We start from the raw sequence: 23,757 nt of genomic DNA, 5'->3' as shown, positions 1-23,757 counted from the left end.
GTCCTCACAGGTCGGTGAGCGCCCCGCGACGCTCACGGTCTAGCCACAGATCGGCCTTGAGCCGGCGTAGCAGCGGGTCGTACAGTTTTCTGAGCAGCTCTTCTGGGGATTGGCTCTGGGCTGGGGCTTGTGGTTGTGGGTCGGGTTGGGGGGCTTCGGCTCGCTGGATCACCTGGGGTGGCTGGGGGTGGGCTGCGGGTTCTGGGGTGGGGGGCGGGGTGGGGTCGGGTGTTCTGGCCGCCACCACCACCGGTAGGGGTGGGGGGTCTGGCGTGGCTGAGGGCTGGGCTGTGCGTTGCAGCAGGGGTGAGGGTTGGAGCAGGGGTGAGTGGTGCGGCAGCGCTGAGAGTTGTGGCGGCGGTGAGGGTCGGAGCAGGGCTGCGCGTTGGAGCAGGGGTGCGTGCTGTGGCGGCGCTGAGAGTTGTGGCACGGGTGAGCGGTGCGGTGCGGCCGGCGGGGCTTGGGGGGCGTAGGTCCGCTGGGCCACCGATTGGCTGCCGAGGCCGGTCACGCTGCCGAGGCCGAGTGCGGGGGCGTTGCCGGGGCCGGGTTCGCTGGTTCGGTCGGCGCTGGAGGGAAGTGCCTGGCTGACGCCGGGAAGCGCTGGCCCGAAGTCGGCGGTCCGCTGGACCATCGGCGGAGCCGAACCGACCAGGCGCTGCGCAACGGGTTCGCCGAAGCCGGCCTTCGTCAACGCGAACGTCGTGCCGCCGGTCGCCCCGAGCCCGGAGTCGATGCCCGTCAGCCCGAGCGTGGTGTTGTCGGAACTGGCCGACTCGAAGGTGGCGGCGCCGTGTTCGGAACCGGCCATTCCGAGGGCTGGAGCGGGCTGGATGGTGGTGGCGGCTTGGCCGGTAGCGGCTGGTTGGCCGGTAATGGCGCGCTGGGCGCTGATGGCAGCCTGAGCAGTGATCGGGCGCTCGGCGACGGTGGCAGCCTGGCCGGTAGCAGCGGACTCGCCGGCGATAGCGCGCTGGGCGGTGATGGCAGCCTGAGCAGAGATCGCGCGCTCGGCGATGGTGGCGGCCTGGCCGGTCGTAGCGGCCTGGCCGGAGGCAGCGGGCTGCGTGATGGTGACGGGCTGGAAAGTGGTTGCCTGCGGCGCGGCCGAGGCACCACCTGACTCGAGGCGTGCCACGACAGGAAGGCTCGGCCCGTCACCAACCAGCCGCTGCGCAACCGGCTCACCAAAGCCAGCCACGGTCGGTTCCGCGGAGGCGGCATCAGGTCGCGCCACGACCGGCAGGCCGGGTGCATCGCCGACAAGCCGCTGTGCGGCGGGCCCGGACGATTCCGTTGGCGGGTGGGACTGCTTGACGGCAGGTGCTGCCGCCGAGGTATCGGCTGCGGCACCGACAACCCGCTGAACCGCCGGCGGTCCCGCCGCCTTGGCCTGGTCCGCGGCCGATCGCTGCACCAGCGGCAGCGCGTTTCCGCCGAGGTCAGCGGAGCGCTGAACGACATCGGCCGGTGACTCGCCGACGCTCCCGGACGAGCTGTCATCGCCCGCGACCGGCTCGGCCAGATCCAGGATCGGTACCGGCTCGGCGAAGCCCGCGATCGGCGCCGGCTCGCCGGGATCACCCTCACCTGAGCCCTCTACCGGGGCCGAAGCGGGGGCCGACTGCGCCGGGTCGGGCTCGGCGGCTTGCCGGACGACAGGCAGGCCGAGACCAGGAGGTGGCGTGGAGCCGCCGGGCTCGGCGGATCGCTGCAACAACGGGGAGATCGGCTCGCCCAGCCCCAACCTCCTCGGCCGGGCAACCGGCGCCGGGGAAGGCTGTTCCTCCGGCACGGAACGCTGCACAGCAGGAGTCGGCTCACTCGCTGGTGGCGAGCTGACAGGCACGACCTCAGGCGCTGGCGCCGGGACCGGAAGCGGCTGAACCGGGAGCGGCTGGACCGGGAGCGGCTGGACTGGCTCAACGCTGCGCGAAACCACCGGTTCAGGAGTCGCCTGCCACACCGACTTCCATCCAGAAGACCCAGAAGACCCAGCAGAGTCAGCAGCAGGCGCGGCCACGTCCGAGATCGCCCCAGAAGGTTCAGCCGGCCCCACCGCATGCGCAAGGGGCGCAAGAAAAGACGGGTTCTGCCAGGCGGCCAACCGCGACGAGAACCCCGACACCGGATTGATCAGCGGATGCGGCGCGACAACCCGCTGGATAGGCGGCAGAGCCCGCCAGTCGGCCCGGACAACGGGCAAAGGATCGGCATGACGCCGTCGAAAGGGCCACAAAACGAACTCACCTCCCCGAACCGAACCCAGAACCGAAACCTGAACCGAACCCAGAACCCAACCCCGAACCAGAACCAGCAGAAATCCGCGTGTTGATGCGACCGATCTCCTCCACATACCGAGCCCGCTCGAAATGCTCCATGTCCAAAATGGAGTCAAGCGACCAGTGGAAGTGGTAGGCGACGTACGCGACCTCCGAATAGAGCCGGTCCGGCGCGTACGTCACGATTCCCCCAGGCGCCCACCCGAGATGTCGACCTCGAACCCGTGACCGCAGGAGGGGCACGCCACCGCGGAACGCGTGTGCCCCTCGCTGTTGATGCGGCGGTACATGTCCTGCAGGAAAGCCAGATCCGAGGCAAACAGGTTCTCGATGATCCCTGCGTGCACGTCGGTCACCGAGCCGATCCGGACCACGACGCGGCCCAGCAGCACGACCGTCAGGAACGCCGAGTTCTCGCGGACCCTGTCGTCCCGCAACGGGATCAGCTCGTCGCGGGCCGTTGCCAGCCGCATCACGCCTGACTTGTGCACGGTGCCCGAGTCGTCGACGTAGCCGCGGGGCAGCTCGAACGCGAACTCGGTCTGCATGGAGACAGCAGCAGCAGAACGTTTCACTCGACGTCCATCTCCTCGTAGGTGACCGTGAGCTTCTCGGTCAGCACGGAGGTGTCGCCGGCCTTCAAGGTGCCGATCTCCAGCGACTTCGGCCAGCAGCGCACGATCTTGTAGCGCTTGATGGCCTGGCCCTCGTAGTCGTAGACGACGACCACGCCGTTCTTGCGGGCGCTGCCCATCTTGCCGAAGCGGGAGTCCTTCACCCACTTCTCGAACGAGTTGTCGCCGGTCAGGCCTCGGGTGAAGACGACCTCGCCCGCCTTGATGCGGCCGGGCAGCTTCTTCACGACGTACTTGCCGTCGGCCATGTTCTGCTTGAGCTCGATGACGTCCTGTTCCATCTTCAGGCCGGTCACCTCGGAGATCTGCTTGATCGTGATGCCGTCGACCTCGAGGCCGAACGAGTGGCCTACCGACGCGTCCAGATCGGGGAGTGCCATGTCGATGAACCGCCTTTACTCGTTGACCAGACTGGTGCCGCCCTGCAGCTGGGCTAGCCGGAAGATGACGAACTCCGCGGGCTTCACCGGCGCGATGCCTACCTCGCAGACGACCTGGCCGAGGTCGATGCCCTCCGCCGGGTTGGTCTCGCGGTCGCACTTGACGTAGAACGCCTCGTCGGGCGTCAGCCCGAACAGGGCGCCCTTGCGCCATTCCATGACCAGGAAGGCCGCGATGGTGCGCCGGATGCGTGCCCACAGGGCGTCGTCGTTCGGTTCGAAGACGACCCACTGGGTACCGTCCAGAATGGACTCTTCGAGGTAGTTGAAGAGCCGCCGGACGTTCAGGTAGCGCCACGCCGGGTCGGAAGAGAGAGTCCGCGCACCCCACACGCGGATTCCCCGCCCCGTGAAGGAACGGATGCAGTTCACGCCGATCGGGTTCAGCAGCTCCTGCTCGGCCTTGGTCAGCTGGGTCTGCAACTCCACGGCGCCGCGCACGGTCTCGTTCGCCGGCGCCTTGTGCACGCCACGGGTGGCGTCGGTGCGCGCCCACACGCCGGCCATGTGGCCCGACGGCGGCACGTAGATGTTGTCCGAAGTGGACGGATCGTAGACCTTGATCCACGGGTAGTAGAGCGTCGCGTACTTCGAGTCGTAGCCCGCTTCGACCTGCTTCCAGTTCTTCACCTCGTCTGGTGAGAGGTCCGGCGGCGGGTCGAGGATCGCCATGCGGTCGCCCATGAGCTCGCAGTGCGCGATCATGGCCGCCTGCACGGTCTTCACGGCCTCCAGCGTGATCAGCCCGCGCTGGTAGGAGCTCATCAGGTCGGGCACCGAGACCATCGTGACCTCGTCGATGGCTTCCAGGCCACCGAAACCGGTGCGGTCGGCGACGTCGCCCACGTAGTCGTCCGGGACGACCTTGCGCGGCACGGGCGGCGGCGTCGGCGCCTCGCGCAGCGCCACGGACGCCTTGTCCGGACGAGTTGCCGCAGCCCCGGCGACCTCCGCCACGGTGATCAGCTTGGACGCCGCGTTCACGACGGTGACGACGTGCTCCTTGCCGCGCTTGGCGGAGACCTGGTGCGTCTCGACCACCTTGCCGTTGTCCTTGACCAGCAACGAGAAGCGGTCGTCCGGCTGGTTCTCCCCCGCCGGGTCGCCGACCTCGACGGAGAGCGTCCCCGCACCGAGCTCACGAGCCGAGACCTTGTAACCGCCCAGCTGAGCCTGCGGGCCGGCGGGCAGCGCGGCCTGGGACTTCGTGCCGCCCACGCGGACGACGTAACAGTTGGTGCCACCGTTGAGGAAGTAGCCGTAGACGGCCAGAGGCAGGTAGCAGCCCTCGGCGAAGTCGCCGAACTTCTCGGTGTACTGCGCCCAGTTCGACACCAGCGTCGGGGTGTTGTAGTCCCCCTTGGCCGCGAAGCCGACGAACGCGGCGACGGCGGTGCCCACGCCCTCGATCGGACGAGCACCTGCCTCCACCTCCTCGACGTACACGCCCGGCGAGAGATAGGTGGGCATCGACGGCCTCCCATGTCGTACGGAACCCTGTACGACACATGCTGCGGCGATCACGGCGAACCCGACACGACCCCGCGACGGTGCTGGAGGGAGCCGGTGGCTGCCCGAAAGGGCAGTCACCCCCGGGTGGGGTTTTCCGACCGTTCATCGAACTGCCGCCGAACGATCATTGGAGAGCGATGCTCCGCGCGCCTAGCCTGCACGACGGCCCATGTCCGCCCACCACCACAAGGACAGGCATGTCACGTCGCAGGGCTCCACTGGCCGTGCTGTCCACCGTCATCGTCACGGCGGCCACACTCACCGCCTCCACCGCAGCTCAGGCTGCCACCACCACGTTCACCCCCACCGCCGACACCTACGTCGACAACGCCGCCACCGGAACGAACTACGGCACCGCCGGCCAGCTCGGCATCGACAACTCGTCGGTCAAGCGGTCGTTCCTCAAGTTCGCCGTCTCCGGAATCAGCGGCACCGTCAGCAGCGTCAAGCTGCGCATCCACACCGACGACGTCGCCGGCGCCGAAAGCCCGAACGGCGGCACGTTCCGGTCGATGTCCAACGTCAGCTGGACCGAGACCGGTGTCACCTGGAACAACCAGCCCGCCGTCGACGGCGCCACGCTCGGCTCGCTCGGGGCCGTGGCCCGCAACGCCTGGTACGAGATCGATGTGACCAGCTACGTCACCGGCAACGGCACCTTCAGCATCGGTGTCACGTCCAGCAGTTCGGACGGCGCCGACTACGACTCGCGCGAGTCCGGCGCCACCGCGCCGCAGCTCGTGGTCACCAGCGGCACGACGCCGCCGCCCGGTGACCCCGTGTGGGTCGGCGCCGGCGACATCGCCGACTCGGGTTCCGGTGACACGGCCACCGCCGCGTTGCTGGACAACATCCAGGGCACCGTCTGGACCACCGGCGACAACGTCTACCCGAACGGCACCGCGTCGGAGTTCAACTCCTACTACCAACCCACCTGGGGCCGGCACAAGGCGCGCACGCGGCCGTCGCCGGGCAACCACGACTACAACACCAGTGGCGCCACCGGGTACTACAACTACTTCGGGGCGCAGGCCGGTCCGTCGGGGCAGGGTTACTACTCCTACGACATCGGCAACTGGCACATCGTGTCGCTGAACTCCAACATCAGCATGTCCGCGGGCAGCGCGCAGGAGCAGTGGCTGCGCAACGACCTCGCGGCGAGCACGAAGCCGTGCACCGCGGCGTACTGGCACCACCCGCTGTTCACCAGCGGCGCCAACCACGCACCTTCGACGGCCACCAGGCCGTTGTTCCAGGCGCTGTACGACGCCAACGCGGACCTGGTGCTCTTCGGGCACAACCACCAGTACGAGCGGTTCGCCCCGCAGAACCCCACCGGCGGGCTGGACAACGCACGCGGCATCCGGACGTTCGTCGCGGGCATGGGCGGCGCGGGAGCCTACGGCTTCGGCACGATCAAGCCGAACAGCGAGGCGCGCAACACCGGCACCCGCGGCGTGCTGAAGCTGACGCTGCACAACAACAGCTTCGACTGGCAGTTCGTCCCCGAGGCGGGCAAGACCTACACCGACAGCGGCACCACCAACTGCCACTGACGCGCTCGCCTGGCTGGAGGCCGAGTTGTACCTTTCAACGATCGACCGACCCAAGTCAGCGACCTGGAAGGGGCTGAGCGGCAACGTCTTCGCGCTCGGCACCGTCAGCCTGATCACCGACGTCTCGTCGGAGATGGTGGCTGCGATCCTGCCGCTGTACCTGGTCATCGGCCTCCAGCTCAGCCCGGCGGCGTACGGGCTGATCGACGGCGTCTACACCGGCGCCACCACCTTGCTGCGGCTCGCCGGCGGCTACCTCGCCGACCGGACCAACCGGCGCAAGACCGTCGCGGGCTTCGGCTACGGGATCTCCGCCGTGGCCAAGCTCGGACTGCTGGCCGCGGGCAACTCGCTGACCGCGCTCGGGTTCGTGATCACCGCGGACCGCGCGGGCAAAGGTCTGCGCACCGCGCCGCGGGACGCGCTGATCACGTTGTCCACACCCAGCGGTGACCTGGGACGGGCGTTCGGCGTGCACCGGGCGATGGACGGCATCGGCGCCTTCGCCGGGCCACTGGTCGCGATGGCCGTTCTCGCGGCGAGCGCCCAATCGTTCGACGCCGTGTTCGTCACCAGCTTCTGCATCGCCGTGTTCGGTGTGCTGGTCCTGGTCCTCTACGTGCGGGACCGGCCAGAACCCGTCCAGCGCAAGGAACCGCTGAAGCTCGGCCTGCTCAAGGACCCGGCCGTCCGGAAGATCGTGTTCGCCGCGGCGCTGCTCGGCCTGGTCACCATCGGCGACGGGTTCGTGTACCTGTTGCTGCAGAAGCGGGAAGGGCTGGCCTTCGGCTGGTTCCCGCTGCTCGCCGTCGGTACGAGCCTGGTCTACCTGCTGCTCGCCGCACCGCTGGGCGCGCTCGCCGACCGCGTCGGCAGGCTCAAGGTGATGCTGGGCGGCTACTGCGCGCTGACCGTCGTCTACCTGCTCCTGCACGGCCCGATCGGCGGCTGGCCGTTGCTGGTCGCCGTCGTGGTGCTCTACGGCGTCTTCTACGCGGCCACGGACGGCGTGCTGATGGCGCTGGCAGGCCCGGTCCTGCCGGAACGACTGCGCACCACCGGCATCGCGCTGATCCAAAGTGGACAGGCGATCGCCTATCTCGGCTCGTCCGTGCTGTTCGGCGTCGCCTGGCAGTTCTGGAGCCCCGAAGCCGCCACCAGGATCGCCGCGGTCGCGGTGGTGCTGGCCCTGATCAGCACCGCCGCACTGCTGGGACGTCGCAAAGCATGAAGAACCGCCTGCTGATCACCGTCATCGCCGCCGCGTTGCTGGCCGGCGTCGCGATCACCTACACCGTGTTGTCCGGCACGCCTGCGGGCGAGGCCGCGCACTCCGTCCCCACGGGTACCGGCCCGCGGCTGATGGTGCTCAGCAACGGCAAGCTCTCCACCGTGTCCCGCACCGATCCGGCCGGCTCGCGGGAGGTCACCGAGCAGCGCTGCGACCGCGTCTACTCCGCCGCGGGCACCATCTCCTGCCTGCGGCCGGTCGGCGCGCTGAAAGCAGGCGAACTGGCCGTGCTGGACAGCCAGTTGAAGGAACTGCGCACGGTCCCGCTGACCGGGTTCCCGAACCGCACGCGGGTGTCCGCCAGCGGCCGGATGGTGGGGTGGACGCTGTTCGTCGACGGGCATTCCTACGCCGCCAACGGGTTCTCCACGAGCACGGGCATCCTGGACACCAAGAGCGGAACGCAGGTGGAGTCGCTCGAGGAGTTCACCGTCGAGGGCCTGCCCCAGCTGCCCGTGGACGCGAACTTCTGGGGAGTCACGTTCACCGCGGACGACAACCGCTTCTACGCCACCATGTCCACCGGCAGCCATCGCTATCTCATGGAGGGCGACTTCGCGGCCCGCAAAGTCCGCTCGACGGACATCGACAACGTCGAATGCCCGTCGCTCTCCCCCGACGGCACCCGCATCGCCTACAAGGCCGCCGTCAACGGCGACCCGCAGCAGGGCTGGCGGATCTCCGTGCTCGACCTGGCCACGCGCAGGATCACCCCGCTCGCCGAGACCCGCAGCGTCGACGACCAGCCGGCGTGGCTCGACGACAGCACCGTCGGCTACGGGATCCAGCGCGACGACGGCCTGAACGACGTCTGGGCCGTGCCCGCCGACGGTTCCGGCACCCCCGCGGTCCTGGTCCCCGAGGCCGGCTCGCCGGCACCGATCAGCTGACGGCTCACTCGGAGGCGGCTTCTTCCTCTTCCTCGGCCCGCTGCACGAACGTCTGCGCGGTCTCTTCCTCCTCCGCGGGCGCTTCCTCCCGCTGCACAGCAGCTTCACCGTGGTCACCATGACTGCCGTGGTCTTCACAGCGCTGCACAGCAGGCGCGGGCGCGGACATGACCCGGTCCGCGGTGGAGACAGCCTCCCGCTCGAACCGGTCCGACGGATCACTGACCTTCACACCGCCGCCAACGGAGGTGCCCTCGACCGGCCCGGACCGCTGCTGCACCACGTGCGTCAGCTCGTGCGCCAGCATGTGCTTGCCGGAGTCTGAACCGGGGTTGTACTTGTCGCTCTGGAACACGATGTTCGACCCGACGGTGTAAGCCTGCGCGTTCACCGACTTCGCCGACTCGTGCGCCTCAGACCCGGTGTGCACCCGCACGTCGGAGAAGTCCTGGCCGAACCGGCCTTCCATGTCCTCGCGCACCCCGGTGTCCAACGGCGCCCCGCCGGACGTGATGACGTTGTGCACGGGTGAGCGTTCCTCCTCCACCACAGCGCCGACGCCCGCGTTGCCCACCGCCCGTTGCAGGCCGAGCATGCCCGCAGGCCCGAGCACGTCGGGACGACCGGCGACGGCCGCGCGCCCCATCAGGTCGGTCTCCTCGTGCGGGAGCCGATCACCCTTGGGGCGGTCGGAAGTCTCGAGCTCGTGTTCATGCCCTCGCATCACAACCTCCTTTCATGTCAGCCGACCAGCCGTTCGGTGGCGAGGTCGAGATACCGGCCGAACTCGCGTTCCCCCACCAGCCGGCCCAGCTTGCGATACTCGCGCGCGACGGCACCGATCAGCTCGACCATGCCTACGACGTGCCCGGCCGCGGCGGCCAGGTAGGCCGCGGTCACCGCCGCCGACCGGATGTGCCCGCCCGCCAGCTCGAACGACGCCGCCATGAAGTCGAGGTCCACATCGGACGATCGCGGCACCGCGGTGCCCAGGCAGCGGTCCCACAGCCCGCGGCGCAGATCCGCGTCGGGCAGGGGAAAGTCCACGATCACGTCGATGCGGCGGGTGAAGGCGTCGTCCAGGTTCGCCCGCAGGTTCGTGGCCAGCACCGCGATGCCGTCGAACGATTCCATGCGCTGCAACAGGTATGCACTCTCGATGTTCGCGTACCGGTCGTGCGCGTCCCGGACCTCCGACCGCTTGCCGAAGATCGCGTCGGCCTCGTCGAACAACAGCACGCCGTTCACCCCGGCCGCCTCCACGAAGATCCGCTCCAGGTTCTTCTCGGTCTCGCCGACGTACTTGTCCACGACCGTCGCCAGGTTCACCGTGTAGAGGTCGAGGCCGAGCGAGGCGGCGATCACCTCGGCCGACATCGTCTTGCCGGTGCCCGAATCGCCCGCGAACAACGCCGTCACGCCACGACCCCTGCCGCCGCCGGGCCGCATGCGCCACTCGTCGATCACGCGGTCGCGGTGCTTCGCCCTGGCGGCCAGTTCGTGCAGCAGCGCCGTGATGGGCGTGGGCAGCACCAGGTCCGGCCACGCCACCGCCGGTTCGATCCGGCGTGCCAGGCGTTGCAGGCCACCGGCGTTCTGGCTGCGCGCGCCGGCCCTGAGGTGCGCGACGTCGATCAGGCCGTCGTCTGCCAGCGCCGAGACCGTGGCCGCGCTCGCCGCCCTGCTGATCTGGGTGGGCCCGAGCACGAAGTGCGCCGTCACCTCGGCGGGGTCGATCCCGTGCGCCAGCTTGCCGTCGAGCTCCGAGCGCCACAAACCCACCCGCACGTCGAAAGGCACCTGCACCGCGTCGTGCTGCAACGGCGGCATCCGCGTCCAGCGCGGCTCCCACGCCCCGGTTCCGTACGCGATCACCGGGATCTCGTCGTGCAGCAACGGATCCAGCGTGAAGCCCGAGTCCACCGGCCCGACGACGATTCCCGCGCCGCGAAGCAACGCCTCCCTGGTCACCGCGAGCGCGTCGGTCAGCCGTGCCGCGTCCACCAGCAGCGCCGGGAAACCCGCCTGCGCCAGTGCCGTCACCGCCAGTTCCGCCGCGCCACCACCGGGATGTTCGCGCAGGTAGACGAGCCGCACCCCGCGTTCGATCCCCCGCGCCAGCCGGTCGGCTCCCGGCATCGGCACCGGATCCCCTGGCAGCGTCACGAAATCGGTGAGCGACGGATCGGGCCGGTCGTCACCGAGCAGGTGAGCGCCGACCCGGTCCGGCACTCGCAACGACCTGCTGAGCAACGGCCGTTCCGGATCCTCCACGGTGACGAGGCCGCAACGCACCAGCGGGCTGCCGTGATCGAGCCGCGACCGGCCCTGCGACGAGGCCTCCGCGAGCCCGCACAGCCGCAATGCCAGCCCGACGGTCGCCCTGCGCCGCGTCACGTCGTCGTTCAGATACCCGTAGAACTGCTCGAACCTGCTGTCGATGTCCGGCGCGAGCGCCACGAGGAGCAGCTCGACGTCCATTTCGGACAGTTGGGCCTTGCGGGCGAGCCTGCCGAGCCTGCCGTCCGCCGACGTCTCGGTGAACGGCTCGAACGGCTCCCTCCCGCTGTCCAGCAACGCCTCGATGACCTCGTCCGACAGGTAGAGCCCGCGAAACGGGTCGTCGGGGTTCGGATCCGTCGCCCGGCGCGCGGCCACCGCCACCCGGATCCGCCGCTCCAGCCCCGCCATCCGCTCGAAGATCATGGCGCCGCCCGGCGCATCGACACCCCGTCGGCGTCGACGTTGTGCCGCACCCTGTCGTCGCCGGTGTGCAGCTGCACGCCCTCCCGTGCGGGCGGACCGGCCGCGAACTGGCGCCCGGACGACATCGGCGCCGACACCACCACGTCCAGCGACGGCTTCAGCTCACCGCCCAGCGCACTCCACACGTCCGCGAACGCCCGGTCCTCCGGCGGCGGCAGCGCCACGGTCATCGGCACGGGCAGCGCGAGTTCCTCGATCGTGCCGCTGAGCAGGCCCGGCGGCACGGCCTCGTACCTCATGAATCCCCGAAGCAGGTCCGACAGCAGCCGGTGCTCGTCCTCCGGCCGCTGCGTCCACGCCGTGACCAGGTACGACAGCTTCATGTGCCGCGGCGGCAGATGCCGTGCCGCGATCTGTCCCTGCGCGTCGTACTCGTTGAGCAGCCCGCGCTGACGCCGCCGGATGTCCTCACGGATGTCGTAGAGGTAGATGTTGACGGTGGGCGCGTTGCGCCGCGCCGCCCAGTCCTTGGTCGGCGCGTCGAACGCGACGTCCAGATCGGAACCGCGCAGCGCCTCGTCGCGGACCAGGCGGCGCAAAGCCTCGTCAACCTCGTGGATCACACCGTCCACGATCGCGCGGCCCGCGTCCGGGAACGACCAGCGCGCCGACGTCCTCGAGGACACGATCGGCTGCCCCTACGGGCAGCTACACCGGCAGGGGCCTCATCCGGTCGGGCATGTGGGCGCGCAGCGTGTCGTGCAACGCGGACACGTCGTCAGCGTCCAGAACCACGGTCCCGGTGGCGCACGCGAGCACGGCCTCCCCGGTGCGCTGATCGGGCACGTACCGCAGTGCCACGTCCGGCACCGTGCACGACTCCGCCTGACGAATCGCCGTCAGCAGCTCCGTCACCCGCTCGTACCCCAGCCGCGCGCTCCAGCGCAACGCGGCCGGGGGACGAACGAACAATCGGAGGCCTCCGGCGGCACGGCGAACCTCGACGCACGTCAACACCGCTACACCCTCCTACACCAGCTCACCTGCGAGACTAGCCAGAGAGCGCGGGTCTCAGCGCCGCCCGTCACCCGTTCGGTTCACTGGTAACAGGGCTTCTCGAACTTGAAATCCTTCGCCGTCGAACCGGTGAAGAACTCCTCCACCAGCGTCGTTCCGGTCGGAGCGGCGTCATCGGGCCGGTAGATGAGTGTCTGACGGAACAGTGCGTCCTGGGGCGAAGCGGAGAAATTGCCTGCACCCGAAGGAAGCATGCCCTCGTAGTCCACCGAACTGAGTTGCCGCACGGACGCGAGCAGTCCGGCGCGCGTCAGGTCCTTGTTCGCGACCGCCTTGTCGAGCGCGGCCTTGAGCGGGTACGCCCACACCCAACCGGCGGTGTAGCCGTCGTTCGGCGTGACGCCGGGCAGCGCGGCACGCATCGCGGTGTGGCCGACGGACTCGGTCGCCCACGCCTTCCACGGCGCCGACTGCAGGTACAGGGCCTTGATCGCGGCCGCGGCCGGCGACTTCAGCAGGCCGGGGTTCCACGTCGGCGAGGTGCCGATGAACTTGCCCTTGTAACCGCGGGCGGCAGCCTGGCCGACGATGACGGCCGCGTCGGTCGGACCGGTGGTCAGCACCACCAGGTCGGGCTTCTTCGACACCACGGCGTCGATCGCGCCGCCCTGGTTGTCCTGGCCGGACTGCGTCGTCACGTTCTCGAACGTCAGCCCGCGCTTCTCGGCGGCGATCTTCGCTCCCGCGGCCGCGTCGTCGCCGTAGTCACCGGCGAGGTGCACGGCCATCACGGACTTCACGCCGAGCTTCTCCACGGCGTAGTCGACCGAGTTCATCGACTCGACGCAGTAGTTCGCGCCCGACTCGAGCACGACCTCCTCGAAGCCCCACAACGAGGTCCACGACGCCGGCACGGACACCATCTGGGTGTTCTCGAGGTCCGGCAGGATCGCGACGGTCGTGGGTGAGCCCAAGGTCTGCGTCAGAGCCAGGATGTTGCCCTTGATCTCCTGGTAGACCTGGTTGTGGATCTGCGGGTTGTACTTGTTGTCCTTGACGTACTTCGTGACGTCGACCTCGTAGCCGCCGATGCCGCCGCGGTCGTTGACTCGCTTCCAGAACGCCTTCTGCGCGTCCGTGATCGGCACGGCCAGCGTCTTGAACGGACCCTCGGTCAGGTCCGAGATCGTGCCCAGGTAGATGCAGCCCTTGGTCTTGTCGATGGCCTGCGGGCACGCCTCCTTCGTCACGCCGAAGTCGACCTTGACACCACCCGCGCCCTCCTGCGGCGCGGCGCCGTCCCCGCCCCGGCACGAGGCGATCGCCAACAGGCCGACGAAGAGAGCGGCCAATCGCTTACCAGACATGGGATTCTCCTCAGTACGAGAACGGCCAGGTGCGCCAGTAGTTGCGGACGCGCACCCAGATGCCGAACAACCCGCGTGGCTCGACGATGAGGAACACGATGATGAGCACTCCGTAGAGCACGGCCTCCAGCTGGAACACCGTGATCACACCGGTGGCGTCACCACTGATGAACGGCAGCACCGCGGGCAGTTCCCTGGTGATGCGTGGCAGCAGTGTGATGAAGAGCGCGCCCATGATCGCTCCGGAGATGGTGCCCGCGCCGCCGATGAGCACCATCGCGATGTACTGCACTGACAGCAGAAGGCTGAACGAGCCAGGATCGAAGAACCCGTTCACCACGAACAACAACGCGCCCGCGACACCCGCGTAGAACGAGGACACCGCGAACGCGAGCACCTTGTACTTCGTCAGGTCCACGCCGATGACCGACGCGGCCAGGTCGCGGTCGCGCACGGCGGCGAACGCCCGCCCCACCCGAGAGCGCACCAGGTTCCTCGCCAGCACACCGAAGATCACCAGCAGCACGAACATCAGCAGGTAGAGCTGCTGCGCCGCGGTGAAGAACGCGCTGTCGCGGTCCAGCCGCACCCCGAACAGCTCCGGGATCGCCGCCGGCCGCCCGACACCGGGACCGCCGGTCAGCGAGGTCCACTCCCGGAACACGTGCTCTCCCAGGAAGACCAGCCCCAGCGTGACGATCGCGAGGTACAGGCCCCGCAGCCGGACCGCGACCGGTGCCACCAGCACACCGAAGAACGCGGCCACCAGACCCGAGGCCAGCAGCCAGATCGGCAGTGACGTGATACCGAACCCGATCACCCGGCCGGCCTCCGGCCCCGAGAGCGCCGCACCCGTGTACGCACCGATCGCGAGGAAGAACGCGTGCCCCAGCGAGACCTGGCCCGCGTACCCCGTGACGATGTTCAGCCCGATCGCACCGATCGCGGCCACGAACCCGGTCGCGAGCAACTGCAGCAGGTCGTCGGTGATGAGGAACGGGACCACCAGCGCGAGCACGACTAGGCCACCTGTCCACGCGCGTTTCGGCCGCGTGTTCAGGAACGCCATGTCCTGCCCGTATGAGGTGTACAGCTCAGGACGACCCTTCACAGCCGTTCCACCTCCTTCTTGCCGAATAGTCCGTACGGTCTGACCAGAAGAACCAGCAGCATCAACGCGTACGGCGCGACCAGCCCGAAGTTGGGCCCGAGCCACGGCGCGAAATCACCCTGGTAGGTACCGAAAAGCGACTCGACGACACCGACCGCGAGCCCGCCGACGACCGCGCCGCCGAGCGAGTCCAGCCCGCCGAGGATGATCGCGGGCAACGCTTTCAGCGCCACGATCCACAGCTGCTGGTCGACGCCCGCGCCGGTCGCCACGAACACACCGGCCAGCGCGGCGAGACCACCGGCCAACGCCCACGACAGCGCGAACACCGAACCGACCGAGATGCCTTGTGCCAGCGCGACTTCCTGGTCGTACGCGACCGCCCGCATGGCGAGCCCGATCCGCGAGTAGCGGAAGAACGCGAACAGCGCGACCGTGACGACCGCGGTGGTCCCGATCATCACCAGGTATCGCTGCTGCACCTCGGCGCCCAAGAACGACATCGTCGTGAGGCCCCACGGATCACCGACCTGGCGCACGTCGAGGCCGATGAAGGCGTTCGTCACGACCCTGACCACGACGTCCACGCCGATGGTGATGATCGCGACGACGAACACCGGTTTGCCGACCATCGGCCGCAGCACCGTGCGTTCCACGCCCAGCGCCAGCACGGCGATCACGGCCGCCGCCACCACGACCGCGCCGAAGAACGACACCGCGGGTGAGAGGTACGAGACCAGCACCGCACCGGCCAGCATGAACGCGGGCTGCGCGAAGCTGATCACCTGCGTCGACTTGTAGATGATCACGAAGCCGAGCGCGAGCAACGAGTAGATCGACCCGGTGCCGAGGCCGCGGATCAACGACTGCAGGAACTCATCCATGCTGCGCTCCCCCGTACATGGACTCGACGAGGTCGTCGAACATCTTGCCCAGCGCCGATCTCTTCACCTTCTGCGTCGCGGTCAGTTCGCCGTCCTCGTGGTCGAGCTCCTTGGGGAACATGCGGAACTTCTTGATCTGCTCGACGTTCGCGAACCGCGAGTTCACGTCCGTCACGATCTTCTGCACCAGCTCCAGCACCTCGGCCTTCTCCGACAGGTCCCGGTAGGTGGTGTAGGTGATCTTGCGCTGCTGCGCCCAGTGCCCGACCGTGTCCAGCTCGATGCCGATCAACGCCACGAGGTACGCCCGCTGGTCGCCGATCACCACGGCCTCCTTGATGTACGGGGAGGTCTTGAGCGCGTTCTCCAGCTCCGACGGCGCGATGTTCTTGCCGCCCGCGGTGATGATGATGTCCTTCATCCGGTCGGTGATCTTCACGTGCGTGCCGTCGACCCACTCGCCGACGTCGCCGGTGTGCAGCCAGCCGTCCTGCACGACCCGTTGCGTGGCCTCGGGATCACTCCAGTAGCCCGCGAACGTGCCGCCGTGCCTGGTGAGGATCTCGCCGGTCTCCTCGTCGATCCGCAGCTCGATGCCGGGCTGCGGCTCGCCGACCGTGCCGACCTTGACCTTGCCCGGCCGGTTTCCCGTTGCCACGGCGGTGTTCTCGGTCATGCCGTAAACCTCGTGCATCGGCACCCCGATGCCCATGAAGAACTTCAGCACGTCCGGCGCGATCGGCGCGGCACCCGACGCGGCGTAACGGACGTGCCGCATGCCGATCCTGGCCTTCAGCGCACGGAAGCAGAACAGCCAGCCCAGCGCGTAGATCAGCCTGCTTTGCGCGGTGTGCGTGCCGCCGGTCCGCACGAGCGTTTCGCCGATGGTCTCGGCTCTCCTGAGCCAGAACCTCGTGGTCGTCCGCTTCAGCCAGGAAGCGCTGGACACGCCGATCGTGACGCCCGCCAGCACCTTCTCCCAGATGCGCGGGACGCCGAACAGGATCGTCGGCTGCACCTCGCGCAGGTTCGCCTGCACCGTCTCGATGGACTCGGCGAAGTGCACCTGCACGCCGCTCGCCGCGCTGAACCAGGTGGTGAAGATCCGCTCGGCGACGTGGCACAGCGGCAGGTACGACAGCGTGACATCGGTGGAGGACGGTGGCGGCGAAGTGAAGCCACCGCCCTCCACCAGGACCGTGACGGCGAACTCGACGTTCGACACGGTGAGCATCGCGCCTTTCGGCGGACCCGTGGTTCCGGACGTGTAGATCAACGTCATCACGTCGTCGGGCTCGGTCTGCGCCATCCGCTCGGCCAGTTCGTCGCCGAACGCGTCCCGGTGCCGCGCGCCCAGTGCCAGGAAGTCGTCCCAGGAGAGGAGCTTCTGGTTGTCGTAGCGGCCCTTGATGCCGCGCGGTTCCAGGTAGACGATCCACTCCAGGTCCGGGGTGTCCTCGAGCACCAGCAACGCCTTGTCGACCTGTTCCTGGTCCTCGGCGATGAGGATGCGCGCGCCGGAGTGCGACAGCAGGTACGCGACCTCCGAGGCCGGGTTCGTCGGGTACAGCCCGACCGTGACGCCGCGCGCCGCGACCGTGCCGAGGTCGGCGTAGAGCCACTCGCGGCGGTTCTCCGAGTGGATCGCCACCCGTTCACCCGGCTGCAGGCCGAGGGCGAGCAGCGCATGCCCGACCAGTTCGACATTGGCCCAGTAGCAGGCCCAGTTGACCTCCTGCCAGATGCCGAAGTCCTTGGCGCGCAACGCGATCTGATCGGGGGTGTTGACTGCTCTGTTCTTCACCCGCGTGACGACGGTCGTGGTCATGACGTCACGCTCTTGTGCTGCTCACCGAGGTAAGCGCGGATGACGTCGGGGTCTGCCTGCACTTCGGCGGGGGTGCCGGTGCGGATCGGACGGCCGAAGTCCATCACCATCACGCGGTCGGCGAGGTCCATCACCAGGCCCATGTCGTGCTCCACCATGATCATCGCGATGTTCAGCTCCTCGCGGACGTCGAGGATGAACCGGGCCATGTCCTCGGTCTCCTCGACGTTCATGCCGGCGACCGGCTCGTCGAGCAGGAGCAGCTTCGGTTCCATCGCGAGCGCCCTGCCCAGTTCGACGCGCTTCTGCACGCCGTAGGGCAGCAGGCCGACCGGGTAGCGGCGCCACTGCTCCAGTTCCAGGAAGTCGATGACGTCCTCGACCGCGGCCCGGTTCTTCAGCTCCTCGTTTCGCGCCTTGCCGAGCCAGAGGAACGCCGAGAGCGCGCCGTACCTCATGTGGTTGTGGCGGCCGAGCATGAGGTTGTCGACGACCGTGAGGTGCGAGAACAGCTCGATGTTCTGGAACGTGCGGGCCATGCCCCTGGCGGCGATGCGGTGCGGGCGCATGCCGATGATGTCCTGGTCGTGGAACCGCACGGCGCCCTGCTGCGGCCGGTACACGCCGGACAGGACGTTGAAGATGGACGTCTTGCCGGCGCCGTTCGGGCCGATGATGGCGAAGAGCTCGCCCTCCTCGACGGTGAACGACACCCCGTCGACGGCGACCACCCCGTCGAACGCGAGCCGGACGTTGCCGACTTCCAGCACGCTCATGACAGCCACCGCTTCCTGCGCTTGTAGTGCTTGACCGCACGGAACGAGGAGGTGCCGAGGCCGAGGTAGAACTCGCGGATGTCGTCGTCGGCCATGAGTGCTTCGGCCGGCTTGTCCATGACGACCTTGCCGGTCTCCAGCACGTACCCGTGGTCGGCGATGGAGAGCGCCATGCTGGCGTTCTGCTCGACCAGCAGGACCGTGGTGCCCTGTTCGTTGATCTTCACGACCAGGTCGCGGATCTGCTGCACGAGCAACGGCGCGAGGCCGAGGCTGGGCTCGTCCAGCAGCAGGTACTCCGGTTCCGACATGAGCGCCCTGCCGATCGAGAGCATCTGCTGCTCACCGCCGGACAGGTAGCCGGCGCTCTGTCTTCGCCGCTCGAGCAGGCGGGGGAACAGCTCGTAGCAGCGGTCGAGGTTGCTCTTGAGGGTCTTGGGCCGGGCGTGGCCGCCGACCTTGAGGTTCTCCTCGACGGTCAGCTCGGCGAGGATCCGGCGGCCCTCGAGCGCCTGCTTGATGCCCCGGTCGGCGATCCTCGCCGGCGACAGCTTGTGAATCGGTTCACCATCGAGCGTGATCGAGCCCTTGGTGACCTTCCCGTCGTGCACGTCGAGGAGTCCGCTGAACGCCCTCATCAGGGTCGTTTTCCCAGCTCCGTTGGCTCCGAGCAGGGCGACGATCTTGCCCTTGGGCACCCTGAGGCTCACGCCGCGGAGCACCAGCATCACGTCGTCGTAGACAACCTCAAGGTTGTTCGCCTCGAGCACCGGCGCCTCCTAGGCCCAGGAATGCCGATCATTATGACCTGGATCACAGGCGTTTTGACTACTGTGGGCGGTTTCGTGATGCGCAGATGGCGATTGGTCCAGCACGGTGCGTGACCGTCCAGTGTGGACCGGTAAGCGATGTGTAACGGCGAGTGATCTGGGTAATCAGGTGGTGACGACAACCGATGATGAGGAGGTTTCGTGACCACCATTGAGAAGTCGGTGGACGTCCACGTGCCCGTGAGCACGGCCTACAACCAGTGGACCCAGTTCGAGTCCTTCCCGGCGTTCATGGACGGCGTGGAGAAGATCGACCAGGTCACGCCGACCAGGACCCACTGGACCACGAAGATCGGCGGGGTCGTCCGCGAGTTCGACGCCGAGATCACCGAGCAGCACGCCGACGAGCGGGTCGCGTGGACCACGGTCGACGGGCCGCCGCAGGGTGGCGTGGTGACGTTCCACCGGCTGGACAACGACACGACGCGGGTGCATCTCCAGATGGAGTACGACCCCGAGACCCTCGCCGAGAAGGCCGGGGCCGCTTTGGGGGTCGTCGGTCACCGCATCGAAGGCGACCTCAAGCGGTTCAAGGAGTTCATCGAGAACCGCGGTGCGGCGACCGGTGCGTGGCGGGGCGACGTGACGCCACCGCCCCAGGGCTGACCTGGGTGCGCGTTGACCCCAGATCAGCAGGCGGCCTTCGAAACGCTCGCCCGCACCTCGCGTGAAACAGCGCGCTACTACGCGCTGCGGGACCGCTTGGTGCGCGAGTACCTCCCACTCGCCCGGCACATCGCCCGCCGCTTCAGCGAACGCGGCGAGCCGATGGAAGACCTCGCCCAGGTGGCAGCGGTCGGACTGATCAACGCCATCGACCGGTACGACGTGACCCGGCAGACGGACTTCCTGTCCTACGCCGTGCCCACGATCACCGGAGAGGTGCGCCGCCACTTCCGCGACCAGTGCTGGGCGGTGCGGGTACCGAGGCGCCTCAAGGAGCTGTGCGACTCGATCGACGGGGCCACCGCCGAGTTGTCGCACAAGACCGGGCGATCTCCCACTCCCTCCGAGATCGCCCGGCACCTCGCGGTGCCGATCTCCGACGTCTACGAGGGCCTGCGCGTGGAGAAGAACGTCGCCTTCGCGCCGCTGGACGCCCTCGAGGGTTCGCTGGTCGACGACCCGGCCCTCGAGGGCGTCGAGATCCACGAAGCGCTCCAGCCGATGCTGCGGGGGCTTCCCCGCCGCGAACGGACGATCGTGGTGCTGCGGTTCTTCGGCCGGCTGACCCAGACGGAGATCGCGCGCCGCGTCGGGATCTCCCAGATGCACGTCTCGCGCCTGCTCACCAAGTCCCTCGAGCAGCTGCGCAACGATCTGCTGGCCGACGAGTGAAATGGACGAGCGGGAATGTCCGTTTTTCGCGATACTGACCGCATGAACCGGTTGCGGTGGCCCCAGAAGCTGGCGATCAGCACTGGCGCCCTGCTCGTGCTCTGGGGCGTGGCCGGGTTCTTCGTGACCGGCTTCTCGTCTTTCGCCGGCGAGTCCGACACCGCGATTCTGCTGCTGCGGGTGAATCCGCTGCAGAACACCATCCACCTCGTGTTCGGTGCCGCACTGGCGCTGTCGGCTCCCCGGCTGAAGGCGCTGAGCGGAACCGGGCTGCTGGTGGCGGTGCTGTTCCTGGTGCTGTTCGGCCTCGGACTCGCCCGGTACGACGACCAGGTCGTCAACTTCCTGAACGTGAACCCCGGGAGCAACGCGCTGCACCTGCTGGCCGGGTTCGCGGCGCTGGCCGCGGCGCAGGGTGCGGCCTGGTGCCGTCAATGCGACCGGACGGCCGCGCTCCGGACGCCCTGACTCCCGTCACTCCCGCAGCAATCTGAGGACCGCGCGCTCGGGATCTCCGCGCCCGATCACCTCACCCCGTTCGAAAGCCTCGACGAGGCGCGGGTCGACGTAGGACTTCCGCGTCACGGCCGCCGTGTTGCCCAGTTGCGAGGCGACCTCTTTCATCACCGCGCTGATCGCCTTTTTCGACGGCCTTTTCGACGGCTCCGACCGGGCGGCGAACGCCTGGGCGGCCAGCACCGTGGCGTGCCAGGTCCGCAGGTCCTTCACGCTGAACTCGTCGCCGACCAGTTCGCGGAACCGTTCGTTCAGGTCGTCCGCGGTGAGGTCACCGAAGAGGCGCGCGTCCACCTGCTTGCCGCGCAACAACGGTCGAACGGCACGGGCCAGCGCCGGGTCGGTGACCTCCTCGTCCACCTCGACGCCGCTCTTGGCCGGGAAGCGGAACCGCACCCGGTCCCCGCGCACGATCAACTGGCCGCACAGCAGCGTCGCGACGCCGTGCGTGCCGTTGTCCTCGGTGTACTCCTCGTGGCCGACCCGGAAGCACCCGAGGTCGAGCACGGACAGGGCGATGGCCTGCCGACGGAGACGGCCGCGCTTCTTCATGTCGGTCGCGACCTGCTGGCGGAACCGGCGCAGCTTCGGCGCGAGTCGCAGCACGCGGTCGAACTTCTCGGCGTCCCGGTCGCTGCGCCACCGCGGGTGGTAGAGGTACTGGCGGCGGCCCGCGTCGTCCACGCCGACGGCCTGGATGTGGCCGTTCGGGTGGGGCGAGATCCAGACGTCCTGCCACGCAGGCGGTATGACCAGGGCTTTTATCCGCGCGACAGCGTCCGCGGGCAACGGTTCGCCGGCGGCGTCCAGGTAGCGGAAACCGCCGCCGTGCCGGCGGCGGGTCCAGCCCGGTCCTGCCGGGTCGCTGCGGCGCAGTCTCATGCGGCAACTCCGCGGTTGATCAGCACGACATCCGGGTACCCGCCCGCCGATGAACCACTACACGGTTGGGGTCGAACAAGAGTTCCTTCTGGTGGACCCTGGCACCAGGCGGCCGGTGAGCCGCGCACCGCAGGTCAAGCAGAACGCGGTCGCACCCGGTGACCTGGACGTGCAAGGTGAGCTCACGCCGTTCCAGATCGAGATCGCCACCGGCGTCACGCACAGCTTCGAGGAACTGGACGAGCAGGTCCGGCTCGGCAGGCGGGTCCTCGTCGACGCCGCGGACCGGTCCGGGTGCCGGTTGGTCGCCACCGGGATGCCGCCGCTCGGCGAGGCCGGTCCCCCTCCCGGAACGGATGACCCCAGATATCACCGGATCGAGTACTCCCACCGAAGACTCGTCATCGGGCAAGGTGCGTGCGGACTGCATGTTCACGTGGGTGTCCCCGACAAGGCGGAGGCGCTTCGGGCATCCAACAAGCTGCGGGCGTGGCTGCCGACCCTGCTCGCGTTGAGTGCGAACTCCCCCATCTATCAGGGAGAGGAGACCGGGTACGCGAGCTGGCGGTCGATGGTGTGGTCGCGGTGGCCGGTGAGCGGGCCACCTCCCCACTGGGACGGGCCAGAGCACTACGACCAGACCGTCGACGCCATCATCGCGACCGAAGCGTTGCTGGACAGGGCGATGGTGTACTGGGACGTGCGTCCTTCCGCGGAGCATCCGACGGTCGAGGTGCGCGTCGCGGACATTCCGCAACTGGCAACGGAAGTGGTCTTCCTCGCGGAACTGGTCCTGGGTCTCGTCGTGTCCGAACCCTCCGAACAGAGGGTGGACGATTCCGTGCTGCGAGCGGCATATTGGCGGGCGTCGCGCGACGGGGTCGACGGACTGGCCGCCGATCCACACACCGGAAAACTCTCCCCCGCGTTCGACCGAGCAGAACAGCTGCTGGAGCACATCGCGGTCGCGCTGCGCGATCGCGGCACTCTGTCTACTGTGGAACGCCAGATGGACTGGTTGCGCCACAACGGCTGCGGTGCGGCCCGGCAACGACGCTGCCCGGACCCCGAGTCCCTTGTGGACATGCTGATCGCCCGAACGCGTGAGGAAACCTGATGCGCCTCCCCGCTCCCCGCGGCCACATGAGCGCCGCACTAGTCGCGGCACTGCGTGTGGACCCGCTGCCGCGACCCGCTCTGCTCGTCAGCGGCGGCACCAGGGAGACCTATCTCGACGACGACCTGCAGCTGTCGTTGTGGATCTGCTACGAGCTGGGCATGCGCGGGTTCGACGACGTGCACCCGGCGTGGGAGGACCACCCGGCGCTGGCGCAGTTCCACGCGGCACTGGAGGCCCGCTGGGAGGAGGGCCTGCGGTCGCTGACCGAGTCCACCCAGCCCGCCCCGCTGGCCGCAGAGGGGCTGACCGAGCTCCGCCAGCACCACGCGTTCTGGCGGCCGCGCCGGGAGATGCGCGAGGCGCTGCGCGACATCCAGGGCGACCTGTACGGCTCGCGGTCCGAGCGGACGCACTCGGTGCTGTTCACCGTGACGTTGCGCGACCTGGACTGCGGCACGAGCGTCGACGAGATGCCTGCGCCCACCCTGGCGCTGGCGAACGCCCTGAGCCTGTTCGGCCTGCACCAGCGACTCGTCGGTGCCCTGGTCGGCTTCCTCACCGCGGTCGACACGATCGGCGGTGACCCGTTCGCGCAGCTGCTGCCCGTGCAGTGCCCGCCCGACGACATCCGGCTCGGCTTCACCGTGTGCCATGAACTGCACGCACGCCTGACCCAGCACGTCCACGAGTCGTTGCTGGCCGGCCGCACCTCGCTGAGGGGTCGTTGGATGCCGGTTTCGAGCCGCGTTAACGTGGGGTGCTGATCTGCCTGACGA

Annotated in this window: 23 protein-coding genes and 1 pseudogene; 8 read left to right on the top strand and 16 right to left on the bottom strand. The window is 68.6% G+C overall.

The genetic code is table 11. From position 1 onward, the window contains the following. Positions 1 to 4: 4 nt before the first annotated feature. The 5 genes and pseudogenes from ACIA8G_RS28995 to ACIA8G_RS28975 all read right to left on the bottom strand — a co-directional run bounded on the left by ACIA8G_RS28995 (position 5) and on the right by ACIA8G_RS28975 (position 4,827). Positions 5 to 1,795, bottom strand: a complete 1,791-nt coding sequence (locus ACIA8G_RS28995) for a hypothetical protein (protein WP_396421852.1) — start codon at positions 1,793 to 1,795, stop codon at positions 5 to 7. A 517-nt stretch (positions 1,796 to 2,312) separates the two neighbouring features. Further along, a pseudogene (locus ACIA8G_RS28990) lies at positions 2,313 to 2,465 on the bottom strand (DUF6760 family protein); the annotation flags it as partial. Continuing rightward, positions 2,462 to 2,830 carry a hypothetical protein gene (locus ACIA8G_RS28985; protein ID WP_396422342.1) on the bottom strand — a complete coding sequence of 123 codons (369 nt, stop codon included), beginning with the start codon at positions 2,828 to 2,830 and terminating at the stop codon, positions 2,462 to 2,464. The pseudogene ACIA8G_RS28990 and the gene ACIA8G_RS28985, both read right to left, overlap by 4 nt. 23 nt (positions 2,831 to 2,853) lie before the next feature. Continuing rightward, positions 2,854 to 3,297: a phage tail protein gene (locus ACIA8G_RS28980; protein WP_396421851.1), complete on the bottom strand. Its 444-nt coding sequence runs from the start codon at positions 3,295 to 3,297 to the stop codon at positions 2,854 to 2,856. 15 nt (positions 3,298 to 3,312) lie between these two features. Continuing rightward, positions 3,313 to 4,827 (bottom strand): phage tail sheath family protein, encoded by a 1,515-nt coding sequence (locus ACIA8G_RS28975; protein ID WP_396421850.1) that lies wholly within the window; start codon positions 4,825 to 4,827, stop codon positions 3,313 to 3,315. A 239-nt stretch (positions 4,828 to 5,066) separates the two neighbouring features. On the opposite strand from ACIA8G_RS28975, the gene ACIA8G_RS28970 reads away from it, so the two are divergent. Genes ACIA8G_RS28970 through ACIA8G_RS28960 form a run of 3 tightly spaced genes read left to right on the top strand, consistent with a single transcriptional unit; the run spans position 5,067 to position 8,606 of the window. After that, positions 5,067 to 6,425 carry a DNRLRE domain-containing protein gene (locus tag ACIA8G_RS28970; RefSeq protein ID WP_396421849.1) on the top strand — a complete coding sequence of 453 codons (1,359 nt, stop codon included), beginning with the start codon at positions 5,067 to 5,069 and terminating at the stop codon, positions 6,423 to 6,425. Between the two features lie 25 nt (positions 6,426 to 6,450). Next, positions 6,451 to 7,656 carry an MFS transporter gene (locus tag ACIA8G_RS28965; protein ID WP_396421848.1) on the top strand — a complete coding sequence of 402 codons (1,206 nt, stop codon included), beginning with the start codon at positions 6,451 to 6,453 and terminating at the stop codon, positions 7,654 to 7,656. Next, positions 7,653 to 8,606: a TolB family protein gene (locus tag ACIA8G_RS28960; protein ID WP_396421847.1), complete on the top strand. Its 954-nt coding sequence runs from the start codon at positions 7,653 to 7,655 to the stop codon at positions 8,604 to 8,606. The genes ACIA8G_RS28965 and ACIA8G_RS28960 overlap by 4 nt, the downstream gene beginning before the upstream one ends. Before the next feature lie 4 nt (positions 8,607 to 8,610). Here the strand turns inward: ACIA8G_RS28960 and ACIA8G_RS28955 are convergent, their stop codons facing one another. The 10 genes from ACIA8G_RS28955 to ACIA8G_RS28910 all read right to left on the bottom strand — a co-directional run bounded on the left by ACIA8G_RS28955 (position 8,611) and on the right by ACIA8G_RS28910 (position 19,065). Next, the gene (locus ACIA8G_RS28955; protein WP_396421846.1) at positions 8,611 to 9,330 is read right to left on the bottom strand and encodes a DUF4157 domain-containing protein; all 720 of its coding nucleotides are present in this window, start codon (positions 9,328 to 9,330) and stop codon (positions 8,611 to 8,613) included. A 17-nt stretch (positions 9,331 to 9,347) separates the two neighbouring features. After that, positions 9,348 to 11,312 carry an ATP-binding protein gene (locus tag ACIA8G_RS28950; RefSeq protein ID WP_396421845.1) on the bottom strand — a complete coding sequence of 655 codons (1,965 nt, stop codon included), beginning with the start codon at positions 11,310 to 11,312 and terminating at the stop codon, positions 9,348 to 9,350. Continuing rightward, a complete protein-coding gene (locus ACIA8G_RS28945) occupies positions 11,309 to 11,935 on the bottom strand; it encodes a DUF4255 domain-containing protein (RefSeq protein ID WP_396422341.1) in 627 nt (208 codons plus the stop codon). The genes ACIA8G_RS28950 and ACIA8G_RS28945 overlap by 4 nt, the downstream gene beginning before the upstream one ends. A gap of 85 nt (positions 11,936 to 12,020) precedes the next feature. Next, entirely contained in the window at positions 12,021 to 12,284 is a 264-nt protein-coding gene (locus tag ACIA8G_RS28940; protein WP_396421844.1) for a hypothetical protein, read from the bottom strand. 125 nt (positions 12,285 to 12,409) lie between these two features. Then, a complete protein-coding gene (locus tag ACIA8G_RS28935) occupies positions 12,410 to 13,696 on the bottom strand; it encodes an ABC transporter substrate-binding protein (RefSeq protein ID WP_396421843.1) in 1,287 nt (428 codons plus the stop codon). 10 nt (positions 13,697 to 13,706) lie between these two features. Next, positions 13,707 to 14,807: a branched-chain amino acid ABC transporter permease gene (locus ACIA8G_RS28930; RefSeq protein WP_396421842.1), complete on the bottom strand. Its 1,101-nt coding sequence runs from the start codon at positions 14,805 to 14,807 to the stop codon at positions 13,707 to 13,709. Beyond that, positions 14,804 to 15,691: a branched-chain amino acid ABC transporter permease gene (locus ACIA8G_RS28925; RefSeq protein ID WP_396421841.1), complete on the bottom strand. Its 888-nt coding sequence runs from the start codon at positions 15,689 to 15,691 to the stop codon at positions 14,804 to 14,806. The genes ACIA8G_RS28930 and ACIA8G_RS28925 overlap by 4 nt, the downstream gene beginning before the upstream one ends. Then, positions 15,684 to 17,519 carry an AMP-dependent synthetase/ligase gene (locus ACIA8G_RS28920; protein WP_396421840.1) on the bottom strand — a complete coding sequence of 612 codons (1,836 nt, stop codon included), beginning with the start codon at positions 17,517 to 17,519 and terminating at the stop codon, positions 15,684 to 15,686. Before ACIA8G_RS28920 ends, ACIA8G_RS28925 begins: the two co-directional genes overlap by 8 nt. Then, complete coding sequence (locus ACIA8G_RS28915; protein WP_396421839.1) at positions 17,516 to 18,295, bottom strand: ABC transporter ATP-binding protein; 780 nt, start codon at positions 18,293 to 18,295, stop codon at positions 17,516 to 17,518. The genes ACIA8G_RS28920 and ACIA8G_RS28915 overlap by 4 nt, the downstream gene beginning before the upstream one ends. After that, positions 18,292 to 19,065: an ABC transporter ATP-binding protein gene (locus ACIA8G_RS28910; RefSeq protein WP_396421838.1), complete on the bottom strand. Its 774-nt coding sequence runs from the start codon at positions 19,063 to 19,065 to the stop codon at positions 18,292 to 18,294. Before ACIA8G_RS28910 ends, ACIA8G_RS28915 begins: the two co-directional genes overlap by 4 nt. Before the next feature lie 201 nt (positions 19,066 to 19,266). On the opposite strand from ACIA8G_RS28910, the gene ACIA8G_RS28905 reads away from it, so the two are divergent. Genes ACIA8G_RS28905 through ACIA8G_RS28895 form a run of 3 tightly spaced genes read left to right on the top strand, consistent with a single transcriptional unit; the run spans position 19,267 to position 20,931 of the window. Continuing rightward, positions 19,267 to 19,731, top strand: a complete 465-nt coding sequence (locus ACIA8G_RS28905) for an SRPBCC family protein (protein ID WP_396421837.1) — start codon at positions 19,267 to 19,269, stop codon at positions 19,729 to 19,731. Positions 19,732 to 19,743: 12 nt separating this feature from the next. After that, positions 19,744 to 20,463: a SigB/SigF/SigG family RNA polymerase sigma factor gene (locus ACIA8G_RS28900; RefSeq protein ID WP_396421836.1), complete on the top strand. Its 720-nt coding sequence runs from the start codon at positions 19,744 to 19,746 to the stop codon at positions 20,461 to 20,463. A gap of 42 nt (positions 20,464 to 20,505) precedes the next feature. Then, entirely contained in the window at positions 20,506 to 20,931 is a 426-nt protein-coding gene (locus tag ACIA8G_RS28895; RefSeq protein ID WP_396421835.1) for a DUF4383 domain-containing protein, read from the top strand. 6 nt (positions 20,932 to 20,937) lie between these two features. Here ACIA8G_RS28895 and ACIA8G_RS28890 read toward each other — a convergent pair whose 3' ends face one another. After that, positions 20,938 to 21,861: a DNA topoisomerase IB gene (locus ACIA8G_RS28890; RefSeq protein WP_396421834.1), complete on the bottom strand. Its 924-nt coding sequence runs from the start codon at positions 21,859 to 21,861 to the stop codon at positions 20,938 to 20,940. 49 nt (positions 21,862 to 21,910) lie between these two features. Here ACIA8G_RS28890 and ACIA8G_RS28885 point away from each other — a divergent pair, with 49 nt between their 5' ends. Both ACIA8G_RS28885 and ACIA8G_RS28880 read left to right on the top strand, forming a co-directional pair. After that, on the top strand, positions 21,911 to 22,978 hold the full coding sequence (locus ACIA8G_RS28885) for a glutamate--cysteine ligase (protein WP_396421833.1): 1,068 nt from the start codon (positions 21,911 to 21,913) through the stop codon (positions 22,976 to 22,978). After that, positions 22,978 to 23,745, top strand: a complete 768-nt coding sequence (locus ACIA8G_RS28880; RefSeq protein WP_396421832.1) for an iron-containing redox enzyme family protein — start codon at positions 22,978 to 22,980, stop codon at positions 23,743 to 23,745. The genes ACIA8G_RS28885 and ACIA8G_RS28880 overlap by 1 nt, the downstream gene beginning before the upstream one ends. Positions 23,746 to 23,757 lie beyond the last annotated feature (12 nt).

This window comes from Lentzea sp. NPDC051213, from assembly GCF_044455585.1.
GTDB lineage: Bacteria > Actinomycetota > Actinomycetes > Mycobacteriales > Pseudonocardiaceae > Lentzea.
The sequence above is the reverse complement of the archived record's forward strand: the minus strand, read 5'-3'. Positions and strand labels throughout refer to the sequence as shown.

Bases quoted from the DNA above. Each gene is read 5' to 3' on its own strand.
- ACIA8G_RS28985 (WP_396422342.1), bottom strand. From the start codon at position 2,830: ATGCAGACCGAGTTCGCGTTCGAGCTGCCCCGCGGCTACGTCGACGAC.
- ACIA8G_RS28980 (WP_396421851.1), bottom strand. From the start codon at position 3,297: ATGGCACTCCCCGATCTGGACGCGTCGGTAGGCCACTCGTTCGGCCTC.
- ACIA8G_RS28975 (WP_396421850.1), bottom strand. From the start codon at position 4,827: ATGCCCACCTATCTCTCGCCGGGCGTGTACGTCGAGGAGGTGGAGGCA.
- ACIA8G_RS28970 (WP_396421849.1), top strand. From the start codon at position 5,067: ATGTCACGTCGCAGGGCTCCACTGGCCGTGCTGTCCACCGTCATCGTC.
- ACIA8G_RS28960 (WP_396421847.1), top strand. From the start codon at position 7,653: ATGAAGAACCGCCTGCTGATCACCGTCATCGCCGCCGCGTTGCTGGCC.
- ACIA8G_RS28955 (WP_396421846.1), bottom strand. From the start codon at position 9,330: ATGCGAGGGCATGAACACGAGCTCGAGACTTCCGACCGCCCCAAGGGT.
- ACIA8G_RS28950 (WP_396421845.1), bottom strand. From the start codon at position 11,312: ATGATCTTCGAGCGGATGGCGGGGCTGGAGCGGCGGATCCGGGTGGCG.
- ACIA8G_RS28935 (WP_396421843.1), bottom strand. From the start codon at position 13,696: ATGTCTGGTAAGCGATTGGCCGCTCTCTTCGTCGGCCTGTTGGCGATC.
- ACIA8G_RS28925 (WP_396421841.1), bottom strand. From the start codon at position 15,691: ATGGATGAGTTCCTGCAGTCGTTGATCCGCGGCCTCGGCACCGGGTCG.
- ACIA8G_RS28920 (WP_396421840.1), bottom strand. From the start codon at position 17,519: ATGACCACGACCGTCGTCACGCGGGTGAAGAACAGAGCAGTCAACACC.
- ACIA8G_RS28915 (WP_396421839.1), bottom strand. From the start codon at position 18,295: ATGAGCGTGCTGGAAGTCGGCAACGTCCGGCTCGCGTTCGACGGGGTG.
- ACIA8G_RS28895 (WP_396421835.1), top strand. From the start codon at position 20,506: ATGAACCGGTTGCGGTGGCCCCAGAAGCTGGCGATCAGCACTGGCGCC.
- ACIA8G_RS28890 (WP_396421834.1), bottom strand. From the start codon at position 21,861: ATGAGACTGCGCCGCAGCGACCCGGCAGGACCGGGCTGGACCCGCCGC.
- ACIA8G_RS28885 (WP_396421833.1), top strand. From the start codon at position 21,911: ATGAACCACTACACGGTTGGGGTCGAACAAGAGTTCCTTCTGGTGGAC.
- ACIA8G_RS28880 (WP_396421832.1), top strand. From the start codon at position 22,978: ATGCGCCTCCCCGCTCCCCGCGGCCACATGAGCGCCGCACTAGTCGCG.